This is a genomic window from Dyadobacter sp., assembly GCF_051859145.1.
GTDB lineage: Bacteria > Bacteroidota > Bacteroidia > Cytophagales > Spirosomataceae > Dyadobacter.
Genome location: NZ_JBHYGF010000113.1, coordinates 1 through 20,372, shown reverse-complemented (window position 1 = coordinate 20,372; position 20,372 = coordinate 1). Strand labels below are relative to the sequence as shown.

19 protein-coding genes are annotated in these 20,372 nt (G+C 46.6%); 8 read left to right on the top strand and 11 right to left on the bottom strand.

The window, feature by feature from the left end:
- Nucleotides 1-8: 8 nt before the first annotated feature.
- Genes ACTIE6_RS08365 through gcvT form a run of 3 tightly spaced genes read right to left on the bottom strand, consistent with a single transcriptional unit; the run spans nucleotide 9 to nucleotide 3,841 of the window.
- Nucleotides 9-2,003, bottom strand: a complete 1,995-nt coding sequence (locus ACTIE6_RS08365) for a hypothetical protein (protein WP_439556200.1) — start codon at nucleotides 2,001-2,003, stop codon at nucleotides 9-11.
- A 17-nt stretch (nucleotides 2,004-2,020) separates the two neighbouring features.
- Complete coding sequence (locus ACTIE6_RS08360) at nucleotides 2,021-2,731, bottom strand: 2-phosphosulfolactate phosphatase (protein ID WP_439556199.1); 711 nt, start codon at nucleotides 2,729-2,731, stop codon at nucleotides 2,021-2,023.
- 27 nt (nucleotides 2,732-2,758) lie between these two features.
- Nucleotides 2,759-3,841: a glycine cleavage system aminomethyltransferase GcvT gene (gene gcvT, locus ACTIE6_RS08355; protein ID WP_439556198.1), complete on the bottom strand. Its 1,083-nt coding sequence runs from the start codon at nucleotides 3,839-3,841 to the stop codon at nucleotides 2,759-2,761.
- Nucleotides 3,842-4,003: 162 nt separating this feature from the next.
- On the opposite strand from gcvT, the gene ACTIE6_RS08350 reads away from it, so the two are divergent.
- A complete protein-coding gene (locus ACTIE6_RS08350; RefSeq protein ID WP_439556209.1) occupies nucleotides 4,004-5,173 on the top strand; it encodes an FG-GAP repeat domain-containing protein in 1,170 nt (389 codons plus the stop codon).
- A gap of 152 nt (nucleotides 5,174-5,325) precedes the next feature.
- On the opposite strand, the gene ACTIE6_RS08345 is transcribed toward ACTIE6_RS08350, so the two are convergent.
- The 4 genes from ACTIE6_RS08345 to panD form a co-directional block, all read right to left on the bottom strand.
- Nucleotides 5,326-6,006 carry a zinc metallopeptidase gene (locus ACTIE6_RS08345; RefSeq protein ID WP_439556197.1) on the bottom strand — a complete coding sequence of 227 codons (681 nt, stop codon included), beginning with the start codon at nucleotides 6,004-6,006 and terminating at the stop codon, nucleotides 5,326-5,328.
- A gap of 8 nt (nucleotides 6,007-6,014) precedes the next feature.
- Nucleotides 6,015-6,503 carry a D-glycero-beta-D-manno-heptose 1-phosphate adenylyltransferase gene (gene rfaE2 / locus ACTIE6_RS08340; RefSeq protein ID WP_439556196.1) on the bottom strand — a complete coding sequence of 163 codons (489 nt, stop codon included), beginning with the start codon at nucleotides 6,501-6,503 and terminating at the stop codon, nucleotides 6,015-6,017.
- Between the two features lie 190 nt (nucleotides 6,504-6,693).
- On the bottom strand, nucleotides 6,694-7,725 hold the full coding sequence (locus ACTIE6_RS08335) for a lysylphosphatidylglycerol synthase transmembrane domain-containing protein (protein WP_439556195.1): 1,032 nt from the start codon (nucleotides 7,723-7,725) through the stop codon (nucleotides 6,694-6,696).
- A gap of 30 nt (nucleotides 7,726-7,755) precedes the next feature.
- Nucleotides 7,756-8,106 carry an aspartate 1-decarboxylase gene (gene panD / locus ACTIE6_RS08330; RefSeq protein WP_031526370.1) on the bottom strand — a complete coding sequence of 117 codons (351 nt, stop codon included), beginning with the start codon at nucleotides 8,104-8,106 and terminating at the stop codon, nucleotides 7,756-7,758.
- A gap of 215 nt (nucleotides 8,107-8,321) precedes the next feature.
- On the opposite strand from panD, the gene ACTIE6_RS08325 reads away from it, so the two are divergent.
- Nucleotides 8,322-9,797 carry a Gfo/Idh/MocA family protein gene (locus ACTIE6_RS08325; RefSeq protein WP_439556194.1) on the top strand — a complete coding sequence of 492 codons (1,476 nt, stop codon included), beginning with the start codon at nucleotides 8,322-8,324 and terminating at the stop codon, nucleotides 9,795-9,797.
- Nucleotides 9,798-9,879: 82 nt separating this feature from the next.
- Here ACTIE6_RS08325 and panC read toward each other — a convergent pair whose 3' ends face one another.
- Entirely contained in the window at nucleotides 9,880-10,722 is an 843-nt protein-coding gene (panC, locus tag ACTIE6_RS08320; RefSeq protein WP_439556193.1) for a pantoate--beta-alanine ligase, read from the bottom strand.
- Between the two features lie 206 nt (nucleotides 10,723-10,928).
- Here panC and ACTIE6_RS08315 point away from each other — a divergent pair, with 206 nt between their 5' ends.
- The 4 genes from ACTIE6_RS08315 to ACTIE6_RS08300 all read left to right on the top strand — a co-directional run bounded on the left by ACTIE6_RS08315 (nucleotide 10,929) and on the right by ACTIE6_RS08300 (nucleotide 15,286).
- The gene (locus ACTIE6_RS08315) at nucleotides 10,929-11,735 is read left to right on the top strand and encodes a glycogen/starch synthase (RefSeq protein WP_031526366.1); all 807 of its coding nucleotides are present in this window, start codon (nucleotides 10,929-10,931) and stop codon (nucleotides 11,733-11,735) included.
- A gap of 216 nt (nucleotides 11,736-11,951) precedes the next feature.
- Complete coding sequence (gene glmS / locus ACTIE6_RS08310) at nucleotides 11,952-13,790, top strand: glutamine--fructose-6-phosphate transaminase (isomerizing) (protein WP_439556192.1); 1,839 nt, start codon at nucleotides 11,952-11,954, stop codon at nucleotides 13,788-13,790.
- A 114-nt stretch (nucleotides 13,791-13,904) separates the two neighbouring features.
- On the top strand, nucleotides 13,905-14,498 hold the full coding sequence (gene gldD / locus ACTIE6_RS08305; RefSeq protein WP_439556191.1) for a gliding motility lipoprotein GldD: 594 nt from the start codon (nucleotides 13,905-13,907) through the stop codon (nucleotides 14,496-14,498).
- Nucleotides 14,499-14,569: 71 nt separating this feature from the next.
- Nucleotides 14,570-15,286, top strand: a complete 717-nt coding sequence (locus tag ACTIE6_RS08300) for a hypothetical protein (protein ID WP_439556190.1) — start codon at nucleotides 14,570-14,572, stop codon at nucleotides 15,284-15,286.
- A 1-nt stretch (nucleotide 15,287) separates the two neighbouring features.
- On the opposite strand, the gene ACTIE6_RS08295 is transcribed toward ACTIE6_RS08300, so the two are convergent.
- Together ACTIE6_RS08295 and ACTIE6_RS08290 are read right to left on the bottom strand one after the other, a co-directional pair.
- Nucleotides 15,288-16,085, bottom strand: coding sequence for an SDR family NAD(P)-dependent oxidoreductase (locus tag ACTIE6_RS08295; protein ID WP_439556189.1), 798 nt, complete (start codon nucleotides 16,083-16,085; stop codon nucleotides 15,288-15,290).
- A gap of 27 nt (nucleotides 16,086-16,112) precedes the next feature.
- On the bottom strand, nucleotides 16,113-17,831 hold the full coding sequence (locus ACTIE6_RS08290; protein ID WP_439556188.1) for an IlvD/Edd family dehydratase: 1,719 nt from the start codon (nucleotides 17,829-17,831) through the stop codon (nucleotides 16,113-16,115).
- 150 nt (nucleotides 17,832-17,981) lie between these two features.
- On the opposite strand from ACTIE6_RS08290, the gene ACTIE6_RS08285 reads away from it, so the two are divergent.
- Nucleotides 17,982-19,196, top strand: coding sequence for a serine hydrolase (locus tag ACTIE6_RS08285; RefSeq protein ID WP_439556187.1), 1,215 nt, complete (start codon nucleotides 17,982-17,984; stop codon nucleotides 19,194-19,196).
- Between the two features lies 1 nt (nucleotide 19,197).
- Here ACTIE6_RS08285 and ACTIE6_RS08280 read toward each other — a convergent pair whose 3' ends face one another.
- Entirely contained in the window at nucleotides 19,198-19,593 is a 396-nt protein-coding gene (locus tag ACTIE6_RS08280; protein ID WP_439556186.1) for a MerC domain-containing protein, read from the bottom strand.
- A 188-nt stretch (nucleotides 19,594-19,781) separates the two neighbouring features.
- Here ACTIE6_RS08280 and ACTIE6_RS08275 point away from each other — a divergent pair, with 188 nt between their 5' ends.
- Complete coding sequence (locus ACTIE6_RS08275) at nucleotides 19,782-20,192, top strand: Fur family transcriptional regulator (protein WP_056280590.1); 411 nt, start codon at nucleotides 19,782-19,784, stop codon at nucleotides 20,190-20,192.
- The last annotated feature ends 180 nt before the right edge of the window (nucleotides 20,193-20,372 follow it).

The following is a 20,372-nucleotide window of genomic DNA, read 5'->3' as shown; positions in this document are numbered from 1 at the left end:
ATGATTGATTATTCAACCGTTATCACAGCAGAACCTTTTCCTGTACCGCTGCCGCAGCCGCTTTTAAGTGAGCTGATCGTGTATTCAGTGGTCGCAGCGGGTGAAACAGAAATCAGGTAAGGGTTCAGAAATGTTCCGTTGATTGCTGTTCCATCAGATAATGTGAATGACCAGGGTGGCAAACCATTCTTAAATTTCAGCTGTATCCTGGTTGTTCTTCCTGCCGAGATAGTGCCTCTTCCTGAAACTTCGCCTATCGCCCGGTCAGGTGCAACTACGTTAATTTCTTCAATGGCGCTTGAAACGGCTGGTGAGCTGGACACAATGCGTATTTTCTGAGTCTTGATCGTGTCTCCTGCTGCTGCATTCGGGATCTTGACTTTCATCGCAGTCGGAGTGATCGTAGTAGGAACATTTACAAAGCGGCCTGACTTGTCGGTCATTTGAACCGTAAACTTGTTGCCTCCATTGTAGCGGCCCTCGGTTTTATATGGAAGATCAATGGTTGAGCCTGCACAAACCATATTTTGCGGCAGCTTTTCCAGGGTAATGCTGGCTGGGGGCATCTTCACAGATATTTTTGCACTCCCCGAGAATTTACCCACGCCGCAAAGCCCGCCGGCAGAAGTGATCTGGTAGTTGGTATCGTATATAGGTTTGACCTTAATCTTCGCCGGTGACTCCTGGATATTGTTTTCATAAGTACCGTCTGACAACAGTACGAACCAGGGCCCGCCGCCAGTAAATCGGACAGTCAGCTCACCGGTCTCATTTTCACCCAGTCGGAGCGAATCTTTTTGAAGCGTGGCTACTGTGGGAGAAACAATGGAGACATTGGCTGTTTGTGTAACAAGGTATGGGGCCGAGGAAACAACCCGCAGCTTGTACTCGCCGGGTTTGTAGCTGGCGGGGATTTCAGCAGTGATAAAGCCTGTGGTATCCGGTGCAGAAATTGTCTTGAATGCGCCTGTCCGTTCCGCAATTTGCACCACGAACTTATTACCTTCCTTAAACTTGCCTGTTGCACTAAATGGGACCTGGAATGGAACTCCTCCGCATAGCCGCGCTATTTTTTCAGCTTCTTTCAATTCCAGTTTTGGCTCAGGGTTGCTGTTTACATTCACAATAGCCTCACCTGATGTAACACCGCTTCCGCACGCATTGGCCACACCAGATATCCTGTAAGCTTTGACCTCTTTTGGTTTCACAGATACATAATGCGGATTGGAAAGCGTGCTCAAAATCGTAGTGCTGTCGGACAGTCTGAAAGACCAGGGCGCGGTTCCTGTCAGGTGCACCCGAAGCTGCACTTCCTGGCCGGGCATTGTTCTGGCTGTCTGCGTTCCATCCAGGAAGTCAATGCGTGCAGTAGGTGTCTGCAATAACCGTATTGGTACCTCCTGGCTTTTTATAACCGGAATGGAGCTGACAATTTGCAGGCGATACACTTCACCACCGATTTTGTAAGAAGGGATCACTGCTTTTACAGGACTTTTCTTAACCGGCAGCGAAATAGGTACTGTTTTGCCGGAAGCATCAATCATTTGTGCCAGGTAAGTGTTGGCTTCGTCAAACGGGCCGCTTACAGTGAAAGGAATTTCAATCGTAGTGCCTGGACAAACCGACAGGTAGGAGATATCACCTATTGTTATGGTAAAGGAATGCAGACTATCGCCCCGTGCTTTTTCAAGTTTTTCAACCTTCTCATCCTGCGCTCTTTCGGTCAGACTGTCGGGCGTCGCTTCTGTCGACAAATCGTCAACTTTGGTAGTGTCCTGAACTGCACTAGTGTCTGCCTGCACAGCATCTCTCAAAGGTGCGGTCACCTTTGTTGCTTTTCGCAATGTATCAGGAGCAGCAGCTGCCGGTTTTGGTGCCGGAGTGGTCGCCTTCTTTTTAGGTGGCAAGATTGTCTTTCTGGGTGACGTGGTTTTCTTCTGGGCGTTTACCTGCGTGCAGACGAACATCAAACCAAAAAACAGTAAAGCGATAAACCGGAGCATGTATAGTTTTTTATTTTCTAATTCATTGATACCAATGTACTTCCGCGCAGTACGGGAACTACATCGTAAAGGTCTTTCTGCAAACAATACGAAATGTCTTTCTGGATACCCAAACGCTGCAGCCTGCGAACGTGAGATGAATTGGAGACACTCGCCAGCAGGTTGTCCCGGCTTTGATCGTAAAGTCGCTGCGCCATTAAAGTCCCATCTTCCAGCAGCATAAACTGCTCTTTCAGCGCATCTGCAAGCGCGCCAGCAAACAAGGTATCTTCCAGGTTCGGCCGGCCTTTCCAGCCTGCACAAAGTACTAGCACATCATAAGGTTCTGATCTTAGGTGGTTTGCCAGTGCACCCAGGTTTAAAAATGACCCGATCATCACTTTCACTGCGGAAGATTTTGCTTTTGAAATGGATAACGTTCCATTTGTCGTAGTCATTGCTACCTGAGAGCCGATTAGCCGCTCATTCATGAAGCTGAATGGGGAGTTATCAAGGTCAAAACCCTCCACTTTCCGCGCATCGCGCTCAGCCGCAGCTATAAAACCTTTGTCCTGTAAAAGCTTGCATTCTTCGATTGTTGCGACAGGCGTAATGCTTTTTACACCATAAGCAAGCCCCGTAACCATACAAGATGTTGCGCGAAAAATGTCGGCAACTACTACTATTGAATTATCAAGCTTATGTAAATGGAGCAGATCGGGGGTAAGACAAACGTCAAGTTGTTTCATTCTGAAAACAGGTGCTGATATTTTTGTTTAGTTTTTTACAAAAGGCAGTTTTACAATCCTCGCCTTCAAGAGCTTCTCCCTGACCTTTATAAATACTTCCGAATTAGCTTTGGCAAATTCTGTGGGTACATATCCCATTCCAATCCCTTTTTGTAAAGTAGGCGACTGGGTACCGGACGTAACTTCTCCAAGTTTGTTACCTGCTGCATCGCAGAGCTCGTAATGTCCCCTTGGTATACCCCGGTCAATCATTTCAAACCCAACCAGCTTTCTTTTCAGGCCCGCTTCTTTCTGAGCTTTGAGGTTTTCTGAGTTGATAAAGTCTTTTGTGAACTTGGTAACCCAACCCAATCCGCCTTCCAGCGGAGAAGTTTGATCGTCTATGTCATTTCCGTAAAGACAGAAACCCTTTTCCAGCCTCAATGTATCTCGGGCGCCTAGTCCGACAGGTTTAATGCCAAATTCCTCACCTGCTTCAAATATCGCTTTCCACATCGCCTCGGCAGATTCATTTTTAACATAAATCTCAAAACCGCCAGCACCGGTATAACCTGTCGCAGAGATGATCACGTCCTGAATACCCGCCATTTCTCCGATTTGGAAGGTATAGTAATCCATTGCTGCAAGATCAAGGGTAGTCAGCTTTTGCAAAGTAGCTGTTGCATTAGGGCCTTGTACCGCAAACAGACAGGTAGCGTCAGAGATATTTTCCATTTCAGCGCCCTCGCTATTGTGGCTCTGAATCCAATTCCAGTCTTTCTCGATATTGGATGCATTTACAACTAATAGGTAACTGTCTTCTTCGATGCGGTAAACCAACAAATCGTCGACAACACCGCAAGTTTCATTGGGTAAGTAGCTGTATTGTACTTTTCCGTCAAACAACGCGGCTGCATCGTTGGCAGATACTTTCTGAATCAGGTCGAGCGCTTTGGGACCTTTCACAAGGAACTCGCCCATGTGGGATACATCAAAAACACCCACGTTGTTTCGTACAGTGTGGTGCTCGTCCAAATCAGATGAGTAACGCACAGGCATTTCAAAACCTGCAAATGGAACCATTTTGGCGCCTAATCCAACGTGGAGCTGATGTAATGGGACTGTTTTCATGAAGGATAAATTGATTCACTTTAATTCACAAAAGTATGCAAAGCGGCGCAAAGCCGCACAAAAAAGTCTTTATTCACTGACCGCCCAGTTCATTTTGAAGTATATTGTGAAAAAATAGGTTAAAAATTGTATCCGCTGATCTGTGGATTATTTTGAAAAATGATGAAGAAACAACTACTGGTCTGGGCAACTTTACTGAATAGCGCAAACGCATTTTCACAGACTGCTACATTCAATGGGCAGGTTATCGATGATAAAATAAGCATTGGGTACGGAGTAGCGGCCGGCGACGTGGACGGGGATGGAAAAACAGACATTTTGCTGGCTGATAAAAAGGAAATTGTCTGGTACAAAAATCCTGGTAAGAAAGAAGGTAGCTGGTCTAAATACGTGATTGCCAAAGATCTGACCGAGCAGGATAATGTATGCATTGCTGCCAGGGATATTGATGGTGACGGGAAAGTGGAGGTGGCCGTAGGGGCGCAATGGAATCCTTCTGAGACAAAGAACCTGAGAGAATCGGGCGCGGTTTTCTACTTGTCCGCACCAGAAGACCGGACTCAAATGTGGGAGCCAATCCGTTTGCACCATGAAGTTACCATTCACCGGATGCAGTGGGTAAAAAAAGCCGACGGAGATTTTCAGCTGGCTGTTTTGCCGCTGCACGGAGAAGGTAATGCAGGTGGAGTAGGGGCCGGGGTCAAAATGATATTGTTCGATGTTCCTGAAAACAGAAATGGGATCTGGGGTTTTGATTTACTGGAAACCAACATGCATATGACCCATAATATGCATCCAATGGAGGTGCCCGGCCGCATTCTGGGCCTTTCGGTTGCGGGTAAAGAAGGTGTTCAGGTGTTTTTAAATGGAGCTGACGGCTGGGCGCCTTCGGGTAACTGGATGGTTGCGGATCAGGGGGTAGGAGAGATTCGGACAGGCAGCCTGGGTAAAAATCAGCTATTCACGGCAACGATCGAACCCATGCACGGGAGTTTGCTGGTTGTGTATTCGAAAGATAATCGGACTGTACTTACAGACAAGATCAAGGAAGGACACGCACTGGCTTGCGGCGATTTCTTCGGACAGGGCCGCGACCAGGTAGTGATGGGCTGGCGTAACCCGAATGTGCTGGGTGAAACAGGTGTACGGATTTTTGTAGGATCTGATCCGGAAGGTAAAAAGTGGCAGGAATACACGTTAGACGAAAAAATCAAAATAGCCTGCGAAGATCTGCTGGCTACCGACCTCGACGGCGACGGCGACCTGGATATAGTAGCCTCCGGCCGCGCCACACACAATGTGGTTGTGTATTGGAACCAGAAGAAGAAATGAAAAAGGCTGGGAAACGAAGTTTCCCAGCCTGAAAAATTGAGGTATTTATATCTGCATTGTCACCCCGAGCGCAGTCGAAGGGGAATTGTACACCCTTCCTTCGACTGCGCTCAGGATGACAAAAAGAAGCTCAGATCAACTAATTACTGCAATCAGTCCCTGCGCCCCATTAGTAAGCTCACATAGTAAAGCAACGTAGCCAGAGAACCGATTGCTGCAACGAGATACGTTCTTGCAGCCCATTTCAATGCGTCAGCGGATAGTACATATTCTCTTTCTGTAACAATCCTGTTTTTCTGTATCCAGGCCAAAGCGCGGTTACTTGCATCATATTCCACCGGCAAGGTGATAAAGCTGAAAAGTGTAGTTGCAGCAAACAACGCAACACCAATTGTCAATGGAAGAACTGTCGTGTTAATAAGCACAATACCGATTAGTATAACCCATTGCATATATCTCGACGCAATACTCAGGAACGGTACCATTTGCGAGCGGAACTGCAACCATTTATACGAAGTTGCGTGTTGCACCGCGTGCCCGCATTCGTGGGAAGCTACTGCCGCGGCAGCCACACTCCGTCCGTAAAATACATCCGGACTCAGGTTAACTGTTTTGTCCTGAGGGTTATAGTGGTCTGTGAGCTTTCCTTCTACAGATAATACCCGAACATCGTAGATACCACTTTCACGCAGCATGGTTTCAGCGATTTCCTTTCCGCTCATTCCGTTACTTAACCCTACCTGCGAGTATTCTTCAAATTTGCTTTTTAGCTTCCACTGGACGTACAAGCTTACAAGCATTACAACAATACCGATTACATATGCACCCATCATAGCTTTTCCTATTTATATCCTTGTTTTATTTTCTCTATCAGCGCGGTAGTTGAGTAGCCTTTTACAAGCGCTATTGTTTTTACCTCACCTCCGTTAGCTAAAACAAAATCCGCGCCAGCAATGGTTTCAACGGTATAATCGTCCCCTTTTACCAAAATGTCAGGTTTTACAGCCTCAATTAACTGACTAGGCGTCGGTTCGTCGAACAAAATGACAGCATCAACAAATGAGAGTGCGGCCATTAACCTGGCCCGCGCGTATTCATTTACAACTGGCCGCAACGGACCTTTTAGTCTACTTACCGACGCATCTGTGTTCAGGCCGAGTACCAACCTGTCGCCCAGCGCCTGTGCCTTTTCCAGATAATCAATATGTCCCAGATGCACAATGTCGAAACAACCGTTGGTGAAAACTACTTTCTGTCCGGCACGCTGCCATGATTCTACGGTTGGAATTGCTTCTTCCAGTCTCAGGATTTTGCTTTCAGTAAGGTTCATAGGGTATAAAAGGTGTTAATGCCGGAAAATGAATGTACAATCATCATACTGATTTTACATTATCCAAGACTATTGGGAGTGTTGTTGTTCGCTAGGTCAGAGAGCCATTAAGCCAGTTAGTAGCACTCACTCACTCATTCACTCATTCACTCATTCAGTCATTTAATCATTTAATCATTCAATCATTGAATCAAGCCGACACCTGCTCAGGCTCATCTACTGTTTTATTATTTTTTAACAAAACAAAAAGGAATGCCAATGCGCCTGCTGCCAGCATGAAGAGCATTTGTGCGCCGTGAATGAAGGTAGCGAGCGTAATTCCGTCACTTTGCGACAGTCCGTAAAGGATCATCACATTGCCCACAAGCAGGTGATAAGCGCCAATGCCGCCTTGTGTAGGAGCGGTCATTCCGATTGCACCTACTACCAGGAGCGTTAATCCGGCGAGCGGACCGAGGTCTGAAGTTTCGGGAATGCAGAAGAAAAGAACGTACGAAACGAAGTAGTAAAGTACCCAGATTAACAATGTACTCAAAATGAACAGTCCGGGATTGCGTAGCTTGCGGATACTCAGCAAACCTTCGAGCATACCTTGTGCAAACTGGACAATTTTAGCGACCAATGCATTCTGTTGAAGCTTCGATCTGAGAGTCAGATTTTTATAAAGATAAATTGCCAGTGCAACAACCAGTACCAATCCGCCGATCAAAATCCCTAACAACATTCCACTTCCCGACCCGCCGCCGCTTCCGCCTGCTACTTTGCTCTGGAAAAAATCGGTGAAGAAAGTACTCAGCCGGTCGAACTCCAAAATGAAGTTCAGGCCGATCAGTAGAACCAGGATAACTACGTCGAAAATGCGCTCGGCTACTACGGTACCAAAGCTGAGGTTTACAGGTATACGTTCAAGCCGGTATAATGTTCCGCAGCGGGTTACCTCTCCCATTCGCGGAACAATATAATTGGCAAAATAACCTGTTAAAACAGACACCGAGCTGTTGACAATGCCAGGTTTGTGGCCAAGCGGCTCCATTAACATACTCCATCGCCAGGCGCGGGTAATATGGGCGCAAAGAAGAAAAAAGCAGGAAACTGCGATCCAGCGCCAGTCAGATTTGGCAAACCGGTCCAGCATTTCAGCCAAATTAATATCTTTAAATACAAACCAGATCAATCCGCCGGCCAAGACCAGCGAAATGGTGTAACGTAAAACATTTTTCATAGCTGCTGTTTATGTGGTGCTGGGAGTTGATCAGCTCACCAGGTGGTTATTGTGGTCGGGAAAGACGATCATCGGCTTGAAGGTTTTGGCCTCTTCCTGGCTCATTGATCCGTAAGCAATAATGATAATGATATCTCCAATCTGCACGCGGCGCGCGGCTGCTCCATTCAGGCAAATCATACCTGAGCCTCTTTCCCCCTTGATTACGTAGGTTACAAAACGTTCTCCATTGTTATTATTTACAATGTGAACCTGCTCATTTTCAATTAATCCGGCTGCATCGATCAGGTCTTCGTCGATGGTGATACTGCCCACATAATTCAATTCTGCCTGAGTCACCTTAACGCGGTGAATCTTGGATTTCATTACTGTTATTTGCATTACCCGGTATTATAAGTCGAGATAAAAAGAATGCATTACTGCCCAAAGTTACAGGAATAATGCCCAGTCCTCAAAACATACGGGCCTGCTTTACGGTTCCACCCGGGTCGTGCCGGATTCTACTCATTTGAATGCGCCTTTTTTTCGGGGGGTGAAGTAATATTCAGAAGCCTCCTGCTTTACCTATATTATCACCTTTTTATTCTAAATAACCGATGAGTACAGAAAATAAACCAAAAGATGTAAACCGCCGGGACTTTTTGCAAAAGACTACGGCAGCAGCAATTGGTAGCTTTTTTATAGTCCCGCGACATGTTTTGGGTAGAGGCTACCGGGCCCCGAGTGACAAATTGAATATAGCTGGAATAGGTGTCGGCGGAAAAGGGTTTTCGGACACGAATAATGCGTGGAATAAAGGAGCCGAAAACCTGGTAGCATTGTGCGACGTGGACTGGGGGCAAGCGAAAAAGAACTTCGAACTGCACCCGACCGCCAAGAAGTACAAGGATTTCCGGAAGATGTTCGATGAGATGGGAAAAGATATCGACGCGGTAACTGTTTCCACCACCGACCACATGCACGCTATTATCGCCATGGCGGCTATGCAGAGAGGCAAGCACGTTTACGTTCAGAAACCGTTGACGCACGATATTTACGAGGCACGTATGCTCACCGAAGCTGCGCGGAAATATAAGGTGGTGACCCAAATGGGAAACCAGGGCGCTTCCAACCCTGCGCAAAACCAGATGAAAGAATGGTTTAACAAAGGTTTGATCGGAAATGTACACGAAGCGCACGTATGGACAAACCGTCCCGTGTGGCCACAGGGTATCCCGGTACCAACTGAAAAGTTTCCGGTGCCTGCTGATATTGATTGGGAACTGTGGGTAGGCTGCGCGGAGTGGGTTGACTACAATCCGGCCTGGCACCCATTCAAATGGAGAGGCTGGTGGAACTTTGGTACAGGTGCATTGGGCGACATGGGATGTCACCTGATTGACCCTGCCTTCCGTACTTTGGGATTAGGCTATCCAACCGAGCTGGAATGCAGCGTAGGTCAGGTATTTATCAAAGACTGGACACCGGAATACATTCCCGAAGGCTGCCCGCCATCTTCAAGGGTACAATTGAAATTTCCTGCCAACAAGGTAAATAAATCGGAAGTAACACTGACCTGGCACGACGGCGGTTTGCGCCCATTCCACCCGGATCTGATCCCTGCCAACGATCCGCTCGGCGAGCCGGATAGTAGCAATGGAGTTTTGTTGATTGGTGAAAAAGGTGTTATGACCTGCGGTACTTACGGTATCGATCCAAAAGTGTATCTCAAAGATGGAACCAAGCTGCAATACAAGCAGGGTGATTTTGGAAACAAATACACAACAATGCCGGAGTTCGGTCACCACGTTTCCTGGTCTGATGCATGTAAAGCAGGTTTTAACAGCAAGGAACACAAGGCGCTTACCTCGTCATTCGACTACGCAGGTCCATTAACGGAAACGGTTATCATGGGTAACCTTGGTATCCGCAGCTACAACCTGCGCAAGGCGAAAGCAGACGGAAAAGGTTTCGACTACCCAGGTCGCAAAAAGCTGCTATGGGATGGTACCAATATGAAGGTTACTAACTTCGACGAGGCAAATCAATTCGTGAAGCGTCAGTACAGAGGTGACTGGAAGCTGGGAAGCTAAGAATTTCTTGTCACCCTGAGCGCAGTCGAAGGGCGCTACTCCCAGGCGGTAGCGCCCCTTCGACTGCGCTCAGGGTGACAACTCAAAACACTAAATTATCAATCAACCTCACAGGCCCCAAAAACACCGCTACACAAATCGCATTACTTCCTTCGGCACCAATCATATCAATCGACTGTAAGTCGGAAAGATTTACTATTTCAAAATAATCCAGCTTGAATGCTGCGACTGCGGCGAATTCGTTTTTTGCTTCTTTAATAACCTTATCAACACTTGCACCTTGCAGCAGCTCGTTCTTTGCTGATTCCATGATCCGGAAAATGTGCGGGGCAATGTGCCTTTCTTCTTCATTCAGCCTGCGGTTGCGTGACGACATTGCCAGTCCGTCGGCTTCCCGGACAGTAGGCGCTATTACAAGTTCAAGATCAAAACTCAGATCCGCCACCATCCTGCTTACCACTGCGACCTGCTGTAAATCCTTTTGTCCGAAATAGGCGCGATTTGGTTTTACTATATGAAAGAGCTTTGAAACTACAATCCCGACGCCATTGAAGTGACCGGGCCGCGAAGCGCCTTCCATGACCGTTTCCAATGCACCGAAATCGAATTTCAGTAAAGGTTGATCAGGATACATTTCATCTGCGGACGGAGCAAATACAACGTCACAGCCCGCTGCTTCAAGCATTGCGCAATCGGCTTCCAATGTCCGCGGGTATTTTAGAAGGTCTTCGGGATTGTTGAATTGGGTAGGGTTGACAAAGATGCTGCAGACTGTCACATCATTATCGGCCTTTGAAGCCTTTATCAATGAAATATGACCTTTGTGCAAAGCCCCCATTGTAGGAACAAACCCTATTTTTTGCTGTTGATGAACTTGCTGAGCGAGGTACTTTCTGAGGTTGGGGATCGAAGTAAATACTTCCATGGAAAACTGAAATTCGGAGGGAGTAACCCTGCTTGTCTAAGTGCTTTATAACTCAGAATAGAACCGGAAGTGAGAAAGCGAAATATTTGGAAACAGACTTCCCAAACTGAGCGCAATATGACAATTAGTTTGGAATATCTTTTGAAAATGCGATTTTTTTTGTATAATTTTGCAAAACTTTTTTTCACAAACTGCCAAAAAGATCTATGGAGAAACTACGAATTTTATATGTAGCCAGTGAAATCAATCCTTTCCTCCAGACCACTGACGTTGCCGATTACGTAAGAAAGCTCCCACAGGCAATGCAGGAAAGAGGTGCAGAAATCAGGATTCTAGTTCCGCGATTTGGTCTTATCAACGAACGCAAAAACCGGCTTCATGAAGTAGTTCGACTGTCAGGAATAAACATTACCGTAGGAGATGAAGAAAAGCCACTGATCATCAAAGTTGCCTCAATTCCTAATGCGAAGTTGCAGGTGTATTTCATTGACAATGATGATTATTTTCACCGCAAATCTGTGTTCTTTGACAAAGAGAACAACTTTTTCGATGACAATGACGAGCGCGCAATTTTCTTTTGCAAGGGTGTTTTAGAAACAGTAAAAAAATTGGGCTGGGCACCGGATGTGGTGCACTGTAACGACTGGATGACCGCCCTGATCCCGCTGTACTTGAAAACCACTTACCGCAACGATCCAATGTTTAAGGATACGAAAAGTGTGTTTACAGTACACAACAATGCTTTTGATTACAAGTTTGATGCAGATTTGCAGAGCAAAGCAAAAGCAATGGATGTAAGTGACGAGGCTTTGGCCCATTTACATTCGGCTGATTTTGAAGGATTCGTGAAAATCGGCTGTGCCTATGCGGACGCAGTTCTGAAAGCAGACGATAGCTGCAGCGAAAGTTTGAACGAAATCTTCAACAATGCACCGAAACGTGTAGAGCTGAACGAGCAGGATGAAAACTTCTCTGAATCGTACTACAACTTGTATACTGATTTGATGAGCTAATTAGCATATAACAGTCACTGAAACCGGCAATTTTCTGATTGCCGGTTTTTTTGTGCCTTACTATATCGTTTCTCCAATGTTTTAATGTGTTCGAGCACTCCGTTTAAATTGGATAATTTCTAGTATTTAACTTAAAATAAGCTTGTTAGGAAAGGTGTATTGCTCTTTATTTGCGCTCCAAGTTGACATACACTTTAACCAAAAAAGGAGAAAACTATGTGTGGAATTGTGGCTTATGTTGGAAATAAGGAAGCTTATTCCCTGATCTTGAATGGCCTTAAAAGACTGGAATACCGCGGCTACGACAGCTCTGGTGTTGCATTGCTTGAAAGTGGCGAATTGAATATTTACAAGAAGAAAGGAAAAGTCTCCGAACTGGAAGCCGGGTTGGCAGGCAAAGACCTGAATGCGACTATCGGGATAGGGCATACCCGCTGGGCCACCCACGGAGAACCTAACGATGTGAACGCACACCCGCATTTTTCCAATAACCGCAAGCTTGCTATTGTTCATAACGGGATCATTGAAAACTACGCTGCAATCAAGCAAAACCTAATCAGTAAGGGACACACATTCCAGAGCGAAACGGATACGGAAGTTCTCATTCATTTCATCGAGGATATACAGTCTGAAACCGGGGACTCGCTTGAATCTGCCGTAAAGCTGGCGCTCAAAGAAGTAGTAGGAGCGTATGCTATTGTTGTTATGTCGGTGGATCAGCCCGGACAATTGATCGCTGCGCGGAAAGGCAGCCCGCTGGTGATTGGAATAGGGGAGGAGGAATATTTCTTTGCTTCGGACGCAACGCCCATTATAGCTTATACTAAAAATGTGGTTTATCTCGACGACTATGAGGTTGCGGTAGTGCGTGACGGAAAGCTGAGCATCCAAAATCTCGACAATACTGAAACAATACCCTACATCCAGAAGCTGGAAATGGAGCTTGAAGCCATCGAAAAAGGCGGCTACGACCATTTCATGATTAAAGAAATCTTCGAACAGCCACGTTCCATTGCGGACAGTATGCGGGGCAGACTGCGTGCCAGCGACGCACATTTGCAGCTTGGCGGATTGAGTAACCATCTTGATAAGCTGGCAGGAGCGGAGCGCATCGTGATCGTGGCCTGCGGCACTTCCTGGCACGCCGGGCTGGTAGCTGAGTACCTTTTCGAGGAGCTCGCACGGATCAATGTGGAAGTGGAATATGCTTCCGAGTTCCGGTACAGGAATCCGGTGATTAAAAATAATGACATTGTAATTGCTATTTCCCAATCCGGCGAAACTGCCGACACGCTGGCTGCGATTGAGTTAGCTAAGTCCAAAGGAGCTACGATCTTCGGTGTTTGTAATGTGGTGGGCTCGTCGATTGCTAGGGCTACGCATGCAGGCGCCTATACCCACGCAGGGCCGGAAATTGGCGTTGCGAGTACCAAAGCGTTTACGGCACAAGTAACGGTACTTACATTGATCGCTCTGGCTACCGCCAAAAGAAAGGGTACGATCTCGGAAGAGGCGTTTCAACAATTGTTGATCGAGGTCGAAAACATTCCTCAGAAAGTGGAGCGGGTGTTTGAAAACGCTTCGAAAATCAAAGAAATCGCATTTATGTTCACCTATGCACGCAACTTCATTTACTTAGGCCGCGGCTTGAACTTTCCGGTGGCACTCGAAGGTGCGCTTAAACTGAAAGAAATTTCTTACATCCACGCGGAAGGTTACCCTGCTGCCGAAATGAAACACGGGCCAATTGCATTGATCGACGAGGATATGCCCGTTGTGTTTTTGGCAACCAAAGACAGCTCCTACGAAAAGATCGTATCCAATATTCAGGAGGTAAAGGCGCGGAAAGGCCGGGTGATCGCGATTGTTACCGAGGGCGATACCCTCATTCCGGGAATGGTTGATTTTGTGATTGAAGTGCCGGAAACGCACGAGATACTTACGCCGCTTGTCTCTGTGATTCCATTGCAGCTGTTATCCTACTACATTGCCGTCATGCGCGGCAGGAATGTAGATCAGCCGCGAAACCTGGCCAAGTCAGTTACGGTAGAGTAACTCCGAAACAAAAGCGAGACCGCAAATTGGTTTCGCTTTTTGTTTGCCCGGCAGCTTTGAAAATAATGTAACCCCGTTTTCGTTAGCTTTGCGCATCAGCATGGTCAGACTTTTATGTTAAAGCAGTTAGTAATTCTTTTTGCATTCGCACTAGGCGTCTTTCTGGTATCCTGCGGCAAGGAGCAGCAATCCGCTTTTGCACCAAAACCAAAGGGTTTTAACCGCATTGAGCTGCCTGCGCATCAGTATAGGCAATTGATGGAGCCGCATCCATATACTTTTCAATATTCAAAATTTGCAGAAGTAAAACCCGATACTTTTTCAACTGCCGAGAAGGACTGGATTTTTATTAATTACCCGACTTTAAATGCAAACATTCAGCTGACTTACAAATCGATAGCAGGCGATCCGGGCAAATTGAAATCCTACATTGACGACAGCTACAAGCTGACCGGAAAACACCAGATCCGGGCATCTTCCATTCAGGAGCAAAGGGTTTTGAGTAAAACAGGTCGTACTGCAATCATGTTTAAAATTGAAGGCGATGTGCCGAGTCCGTATCAATTTTACACAACAGATAGTACCAAACATTTTTTGCGCGGCGCCATTTACTTCCCAACCGCAACAAAAAATGACTCACTTGCGCCTATTATCAGCTACTTGCAAAAAGATATGCTGCAACTCCTGAACACCCTGAACTGGAGATAATTCACCTTAGTTATTGCAGTGAAAAACGGAAGGGTGTATCTTTGAAGTTCTCACCTCAACAAGATCAGCAAATGGGCAAAAGGCAACCTAAGAATCAGCTTCCCTTAGATTTCTCGGTCCGTGGTAACCGGATCGTCCTGCATCTGGGACAAGTCGAAAGCCAGCGCTTGGGTACCCGGCTTTTTGATGAACTGGTGAATGGTGACTGGATGATCGAGCCTGCCGGAGAGGCGGCAGATATCTCTTACGCGCAAGATATTGTTCATCAGATCGGGCATAAGCTGCCTTATCCTGAGGGAATTAAAATCGCGCAGCTGCATAAAGTTGATCCGGCGTTCAAAGGATTTTCAGCCATTTACAGACAAAAAGGGTGGGTATTTGTAAATGCGGCGTCGGAGATCAATGAGCGTAACTACCATATTCACTTGCTGACTGTTTCGCTCGGTTTGCATACGTTATATTCCAGCACAACTTCGCTTGCTGCCCGCTCTGAGCAGCTGATATTCGAGGCGCTCTTGCCTTACAAGGAAGTAGAGAGTTTTTTCAGAAATGATATTTACAAAATCCCGGATTCGCTTGCTTCTGACATTGCAGGCTATTTCAAAGTACCCTATCCAATGGTACTTAAACGCGCGCTCGCATTGAAACTCATTTCTGACGGACAATACAGAAATTTTATGACGGCAAACCCCAATTCCAGGGTACGTCAGCGAGAGCTCTTTGTTTTGAAAGACGGGAATATTGAAGACCTGGAAGCGCAGCTATTCTCGGGTAATCTGGAAGACTGATTTATTGTTTAACAGGATCCAGGTTACTTAGATCAGGTAACGGACTAACTGACGTCCACCCACCATCTACCACAATGCTTTGCCCCGTGATATGTCCTGAATGCGGCGAAAGCAGGAATAAGGCTGCATTAGCAATATCTTCACAGATAGCAGGCCGCCCCATAGGCGTAATCGACGACCATATTTTGGGATAAGTAGGATCTTCTGCCATGGTCCGCTCCGTCATAGTAGCGCCGGGCGCAACTGCATTGATTGTAATTCCAAACGGAGAAAGTTCCAGCACCAGGTTTTTGGCAAGCATTTCTAAACCAGCCTTCGTCATCGCGTAAGCAGCTAAAAACTGGTGCGCCTGGTGGCCCACCACGGAGGACATCAACAAAATGCGGCCTCCTGATTTTTGCTTGCGCATTTGCCGGGCAGCTGCCTGTGTAAGTAGGAAAGAGCCCATCAAATTCACTTCCAGAACTCTCCGCAGATCATTCACAGGATACTCAAAAAAGTCGCCGAATAAGGTGATACCAGCGTTGGCTACTGCCATCGTGAGCTTGCCGAAGCACTTGACAGCTTCATCAACCATAGCGTCAATGATCTCAGGATTGGAAGCATCTCCGGCAAAGGCGACGCATTCGCCGCCTTTGTTACGGATTTTATTTGCAGCTTCCGAAGCAAGTGCTTTATCATGATCATTCAAAATTACACACGCACCCTGGACTGCCAGTTGGCGCGCGATTTCAAACCCGATCCCCTGGCCTGCACCAGTGACAATCGCAACCTGATTTTCAAAAAGACTATTGTTCATTTTACTCAAATTCAAAAACGATTCTGCTTAATGCGAATCTCTGGTCACCTTATCACCTGAACCGCCTTTTAGAAAGTCCAGATCCGCACCTTCGTGCGCCTGCAACACGTGGTTGATATGCAGATTTACATAGCCACGTTTATAACCCAAATCGAGCGGCTGCCAGTCGCGGCGCCTGACTTCAAGCTCTTCCGGTGATACTTCCAGGTTCAATCTTCTGTTGGCCACATCGAGCTCGATGTAGTCTCCGTCGCGCACCAATGCAAGTGTACCACATACCGCAGCTTCGGGAGAAACGTGCAAAACAACTGTTCCAAAACCGGTTCCGCTCATTCGTCCGTCAGAAATGCGGACCATGTCAATCACACCTTTTGCCAGCAGCTTCTTCGGGAGCGACATATTACCCACCTCGGGCATACCGGGATAACCCTTTGGTCCGACATTTTTGAGCACCAGAATGCTATTTTCATCCACATCCAGGTCAGGATCGTCGAGCCGGTGTTTGTAATCATCTATATCTTCAAAAACAACCGCTTTTCCCCGGTGCTGCATTAAATCAGGGTTCAAGGACGCGGAAGGTTTGATCACAGCGCCATTTTCGCAGAGGTTACCGCGCAAAACTGCGAGTCCGGTCAGGTCTTTGATCGGCTCGGCTAGGGTGCCGATTACTTCGGGGTCAAAGCACTCTGCGTCTGCACAGTTTTCGCCCATTGTTTTTCCATTGGCGGTAATTACTCCGTCATGCAATCTGCCGATCAGTTCTTTGATCACTACCGGCAAGCCGCCTGCATAGTAGAAATCCTCCATGAAATAGCCACCGGAAGGTTGCAGATTGAGCAAAAGCGGAACACGCGCGCAGATATCATTGAAATCGTCGAGTGTAAGATCGACGCCGATCCGGCCGGCGATGGCGAGCAGGTGAATCACAAAGTTCGTAGAGCCGCCGATCGCCGCATTGATCATGATCGCATTCTCGAATGCTTCTTTGGTCAATATTTGTGACAATCTTAAATCCTCGTGTACCATTTGCACAATTCTGCGTCCAGACAGATGCGCCAGTACTTTCCGGCGGGAATCAGCGGCGGGGATAGCTGGGTTTTCAGGCAGGGTTAATCCTAGCGACTCTACCATACACGCCATGGTAGAGGCAGTCCCCATCACGGCGCAATGCCCCGCGCTGCGGCACATGCAGGCTTCGGAAGTCGTGAATTCTTCCTGAGACATTTCACCTTTCCGGTAAAGTTCGCTGAACCGCCAAACGTCGCTGGTACCGACGGTTTTTCCCCGGTACCTGCCGGTGAGCATGGGTCCACCGGAAACTACGATCGTAGGAATATCCACGCTCGCTGCGCCCATGACGAGCGAGGGGGTGGTTTTGTCACAACCGCAAAGCAATACTACACCGTCGATCGGGTTGGCGCGAATCGATTCTTCCACGTCCATACTAGCCAGGTTGCGGTAAAGCATGGCGGTGGGCTTCATGAGCGTTTCGCCGAGGGACATTACCGGGAATTCGAGCGGAAAGCCGCCTGCTTCCCAAACACCGCGTTTTACAGCTTCTGCCAGTTCGCGGAAGTGTCCGTTGCAGGGGGTGAGCTCCGAGAATGTATTACAAATGCCAATTACCGGCCTTCCTTCAAATTCATCGGCCGGGTAACCCTGGTTTTTCATCCAGGCGCGGTATATAAATCCATCCTTTCCGGATTTCCCGAACCAGCCGCGGCTGCGTAGCTTATTTTCTTCCATTGATCGCCATAGTTTACAGATAACAGGTAAAGCCTTTTTTCAGTAAAATATAATTCTACTGACCCTTTTAAATAAAAAGTGTATATTCGTTTTATACGTGTTCCAGGCTTGCCAATGATTTCCGGAAAGAGTTATAAATTATTGCTTTTCTTGCTCTTAACACTATTTGCCTCTCCTTCATTCGCCCAATTTCAGGCAGATAGTTTCATTGAAAAATTGCTAAAAAAGCACCCGGAGCGGTTTTCTGAAATACTTAAAAATCCCGATAAGTACCAGGTTCAGGTCCTGTATACCCGCATTGACAGGAACAAGAAAAACGAGCCGCATTTCACAACGCACGGTTATCGGGTCAATCGAAAAGAATATTTCTATCCAGCAAGTACCGTTAAGCTTCCTGCAGTTGCACTGGCTTTTGAAAAGTTGAACAAGCTCGGTATCGATAAGTATACGCCCATGCTCACCGGCGCTGACCGGGCAGGTCAGACACAGGTACTAACTGATACCAGTGCAGAAAACGGGCTTCCTTCGGTCGCACATTATGCGAGGAAGATCTTGCTTGCAAGTGACAACGATGCATTCAACCGGCTATATGAATTTATAGGTCAGGAAGAATTGAATGACAGCCTGCACAAGAAAGGTTATCCCGATACACGCATTGTACATCGGCTCGAATCGCCCATGAATGCGGAAGAAAACAGGTATACCAATCCTGTGCGCTTTGAAAAGGACGGAAAAGTTGTTTACCAGCAGCCCGGTAAATATGCAGGTAAGGAGCTCAAAGCGACTTCTCAGATTTTGCAAGGAAAAGGGTATTTGAAAAATGGTGAATTGATCAACGAGCCTTTTGATTTTACCTACAAAAATGCGTTTCCTCTCGAGGAGCAGCACAAGTTGCTGAAAGCGCTCTTCTTCCCCGCACAAACTCCTGCGAAAGAGCGATTTGATCTCACGGAAGATGATTACCGGTTTATATACCAGTATATGTCGCAGTTCCCGGTAGAAACAGAGTTTCCCGCCAACTATACTGACGATTATTACGATGGTTACGTGAAGTTCCTGATGTTTGGGGCCACGAAAACGAGACTGCCGCGGCACATCAGGTTATTTAACAAAAGCGGAGATGCCTACGGTTTCTTGCTCGACAATGCATATATCGCCGATTTCGAAAAGGGAATAGAATTCATGCTCACCGCCGTGATCTACTGCAATGAAGACCAGATCTTCAACGATAATAAATACGAATATGAGACGGTTGGTTTACCCTTCATGGCGAACCTGGGGAAAACGATTTTCGAGTATGAGCTTGGAAGAAAACGGGCGGTAAGACCGGAACTGGACCGGTTTGAAGTAAAATATGATAAGTAGGTCAGGAAATGCGGACCTTAAACCTCGGCGCAATCTGACAAATGTAAAGGTTGATCAGGTGGCCGATAATCAGAAGTGCTGAACCTGCGTAACCCAACCACGAAAAAACAACGTGCTTTCCTTCAAACAATAACGAAAAGGAAAAAAGCACCAAAGCACCCCAAAGGAAGATTTTCAGCGGAAGCGATTTATGATTGCGCGTGGCGTAATAAACAGCGACACCATTGATCAAAATAAAAAGAAAGTCAAGCGAGCGCAAGCCTGCATGATGCTCGTGGTGCGTAGCTACCGTAGAGCCAAACGCCAATGCAGGTACCAGTAAACAATGGACAATGCAAAGCGCAGAACCCAGAATTCCTATGTAATCGGCTTTGTTATGTGAGTGTACTGACTTCATTTCTAAATACAATGATGTTGCAAAAATACGACCATTAAAGTCAACTTGCAACAGAGTTGCAGAATATTTTATATGTGTTAAAATTCTGTTCCACTACGTTGTTTGTGGAAATTGTAAGTGATAGAACTTAACTTTGAAGTGAAAGGTTTTACAAGTACCAAGATTTTATAAGAATAACTGTGGAAAGAATGGACCAGTTGAGAGAAACCCTGAAAGTACATCACCTGCGTACAACTACATGCCGGGAAGATGTGCTGTCGACATTTATAAATAAAAAGAATGCGCTTTCCCACGGTGATTTAGAAGGTGCGCTGGGCGAAAATTACGACCGCGTTACTATTTACAGGACTTTAAAAACTTTCCTTGAAAAGGGGATTATCCATAAAGTGCTTGACGACGAGGGGCTGAGATATGCATTGTGCTCGCACAGCTGTTCCGAAGAGCAGCACCACCACGATCATATTCACTTTAAATGTGTTGAATGCGGAGAAACGAACTGTCTTGAAAACCTTCACATTCCGGCAGTACAGCTTCCCGCAGGTTACCATTCAGAGAATTTCAATTTGCTGATCCAGGGTACCTGCCCTAAATGCAATTGAGGTTTTCAGTGCATTCTAAATCATGCATTGAAAACCTCAAAAAATAAAACTTCTCTATCCGTATCTATTGCACTTTTAGTACAAAGTCCAGGTTCGCATCGTCGCTTCCGATAGATGGCGAACCGTTTTTACCTTCCGGCTGGTGACGCAGCTGCACCTTTAATTTGCCAGTACCTGCCG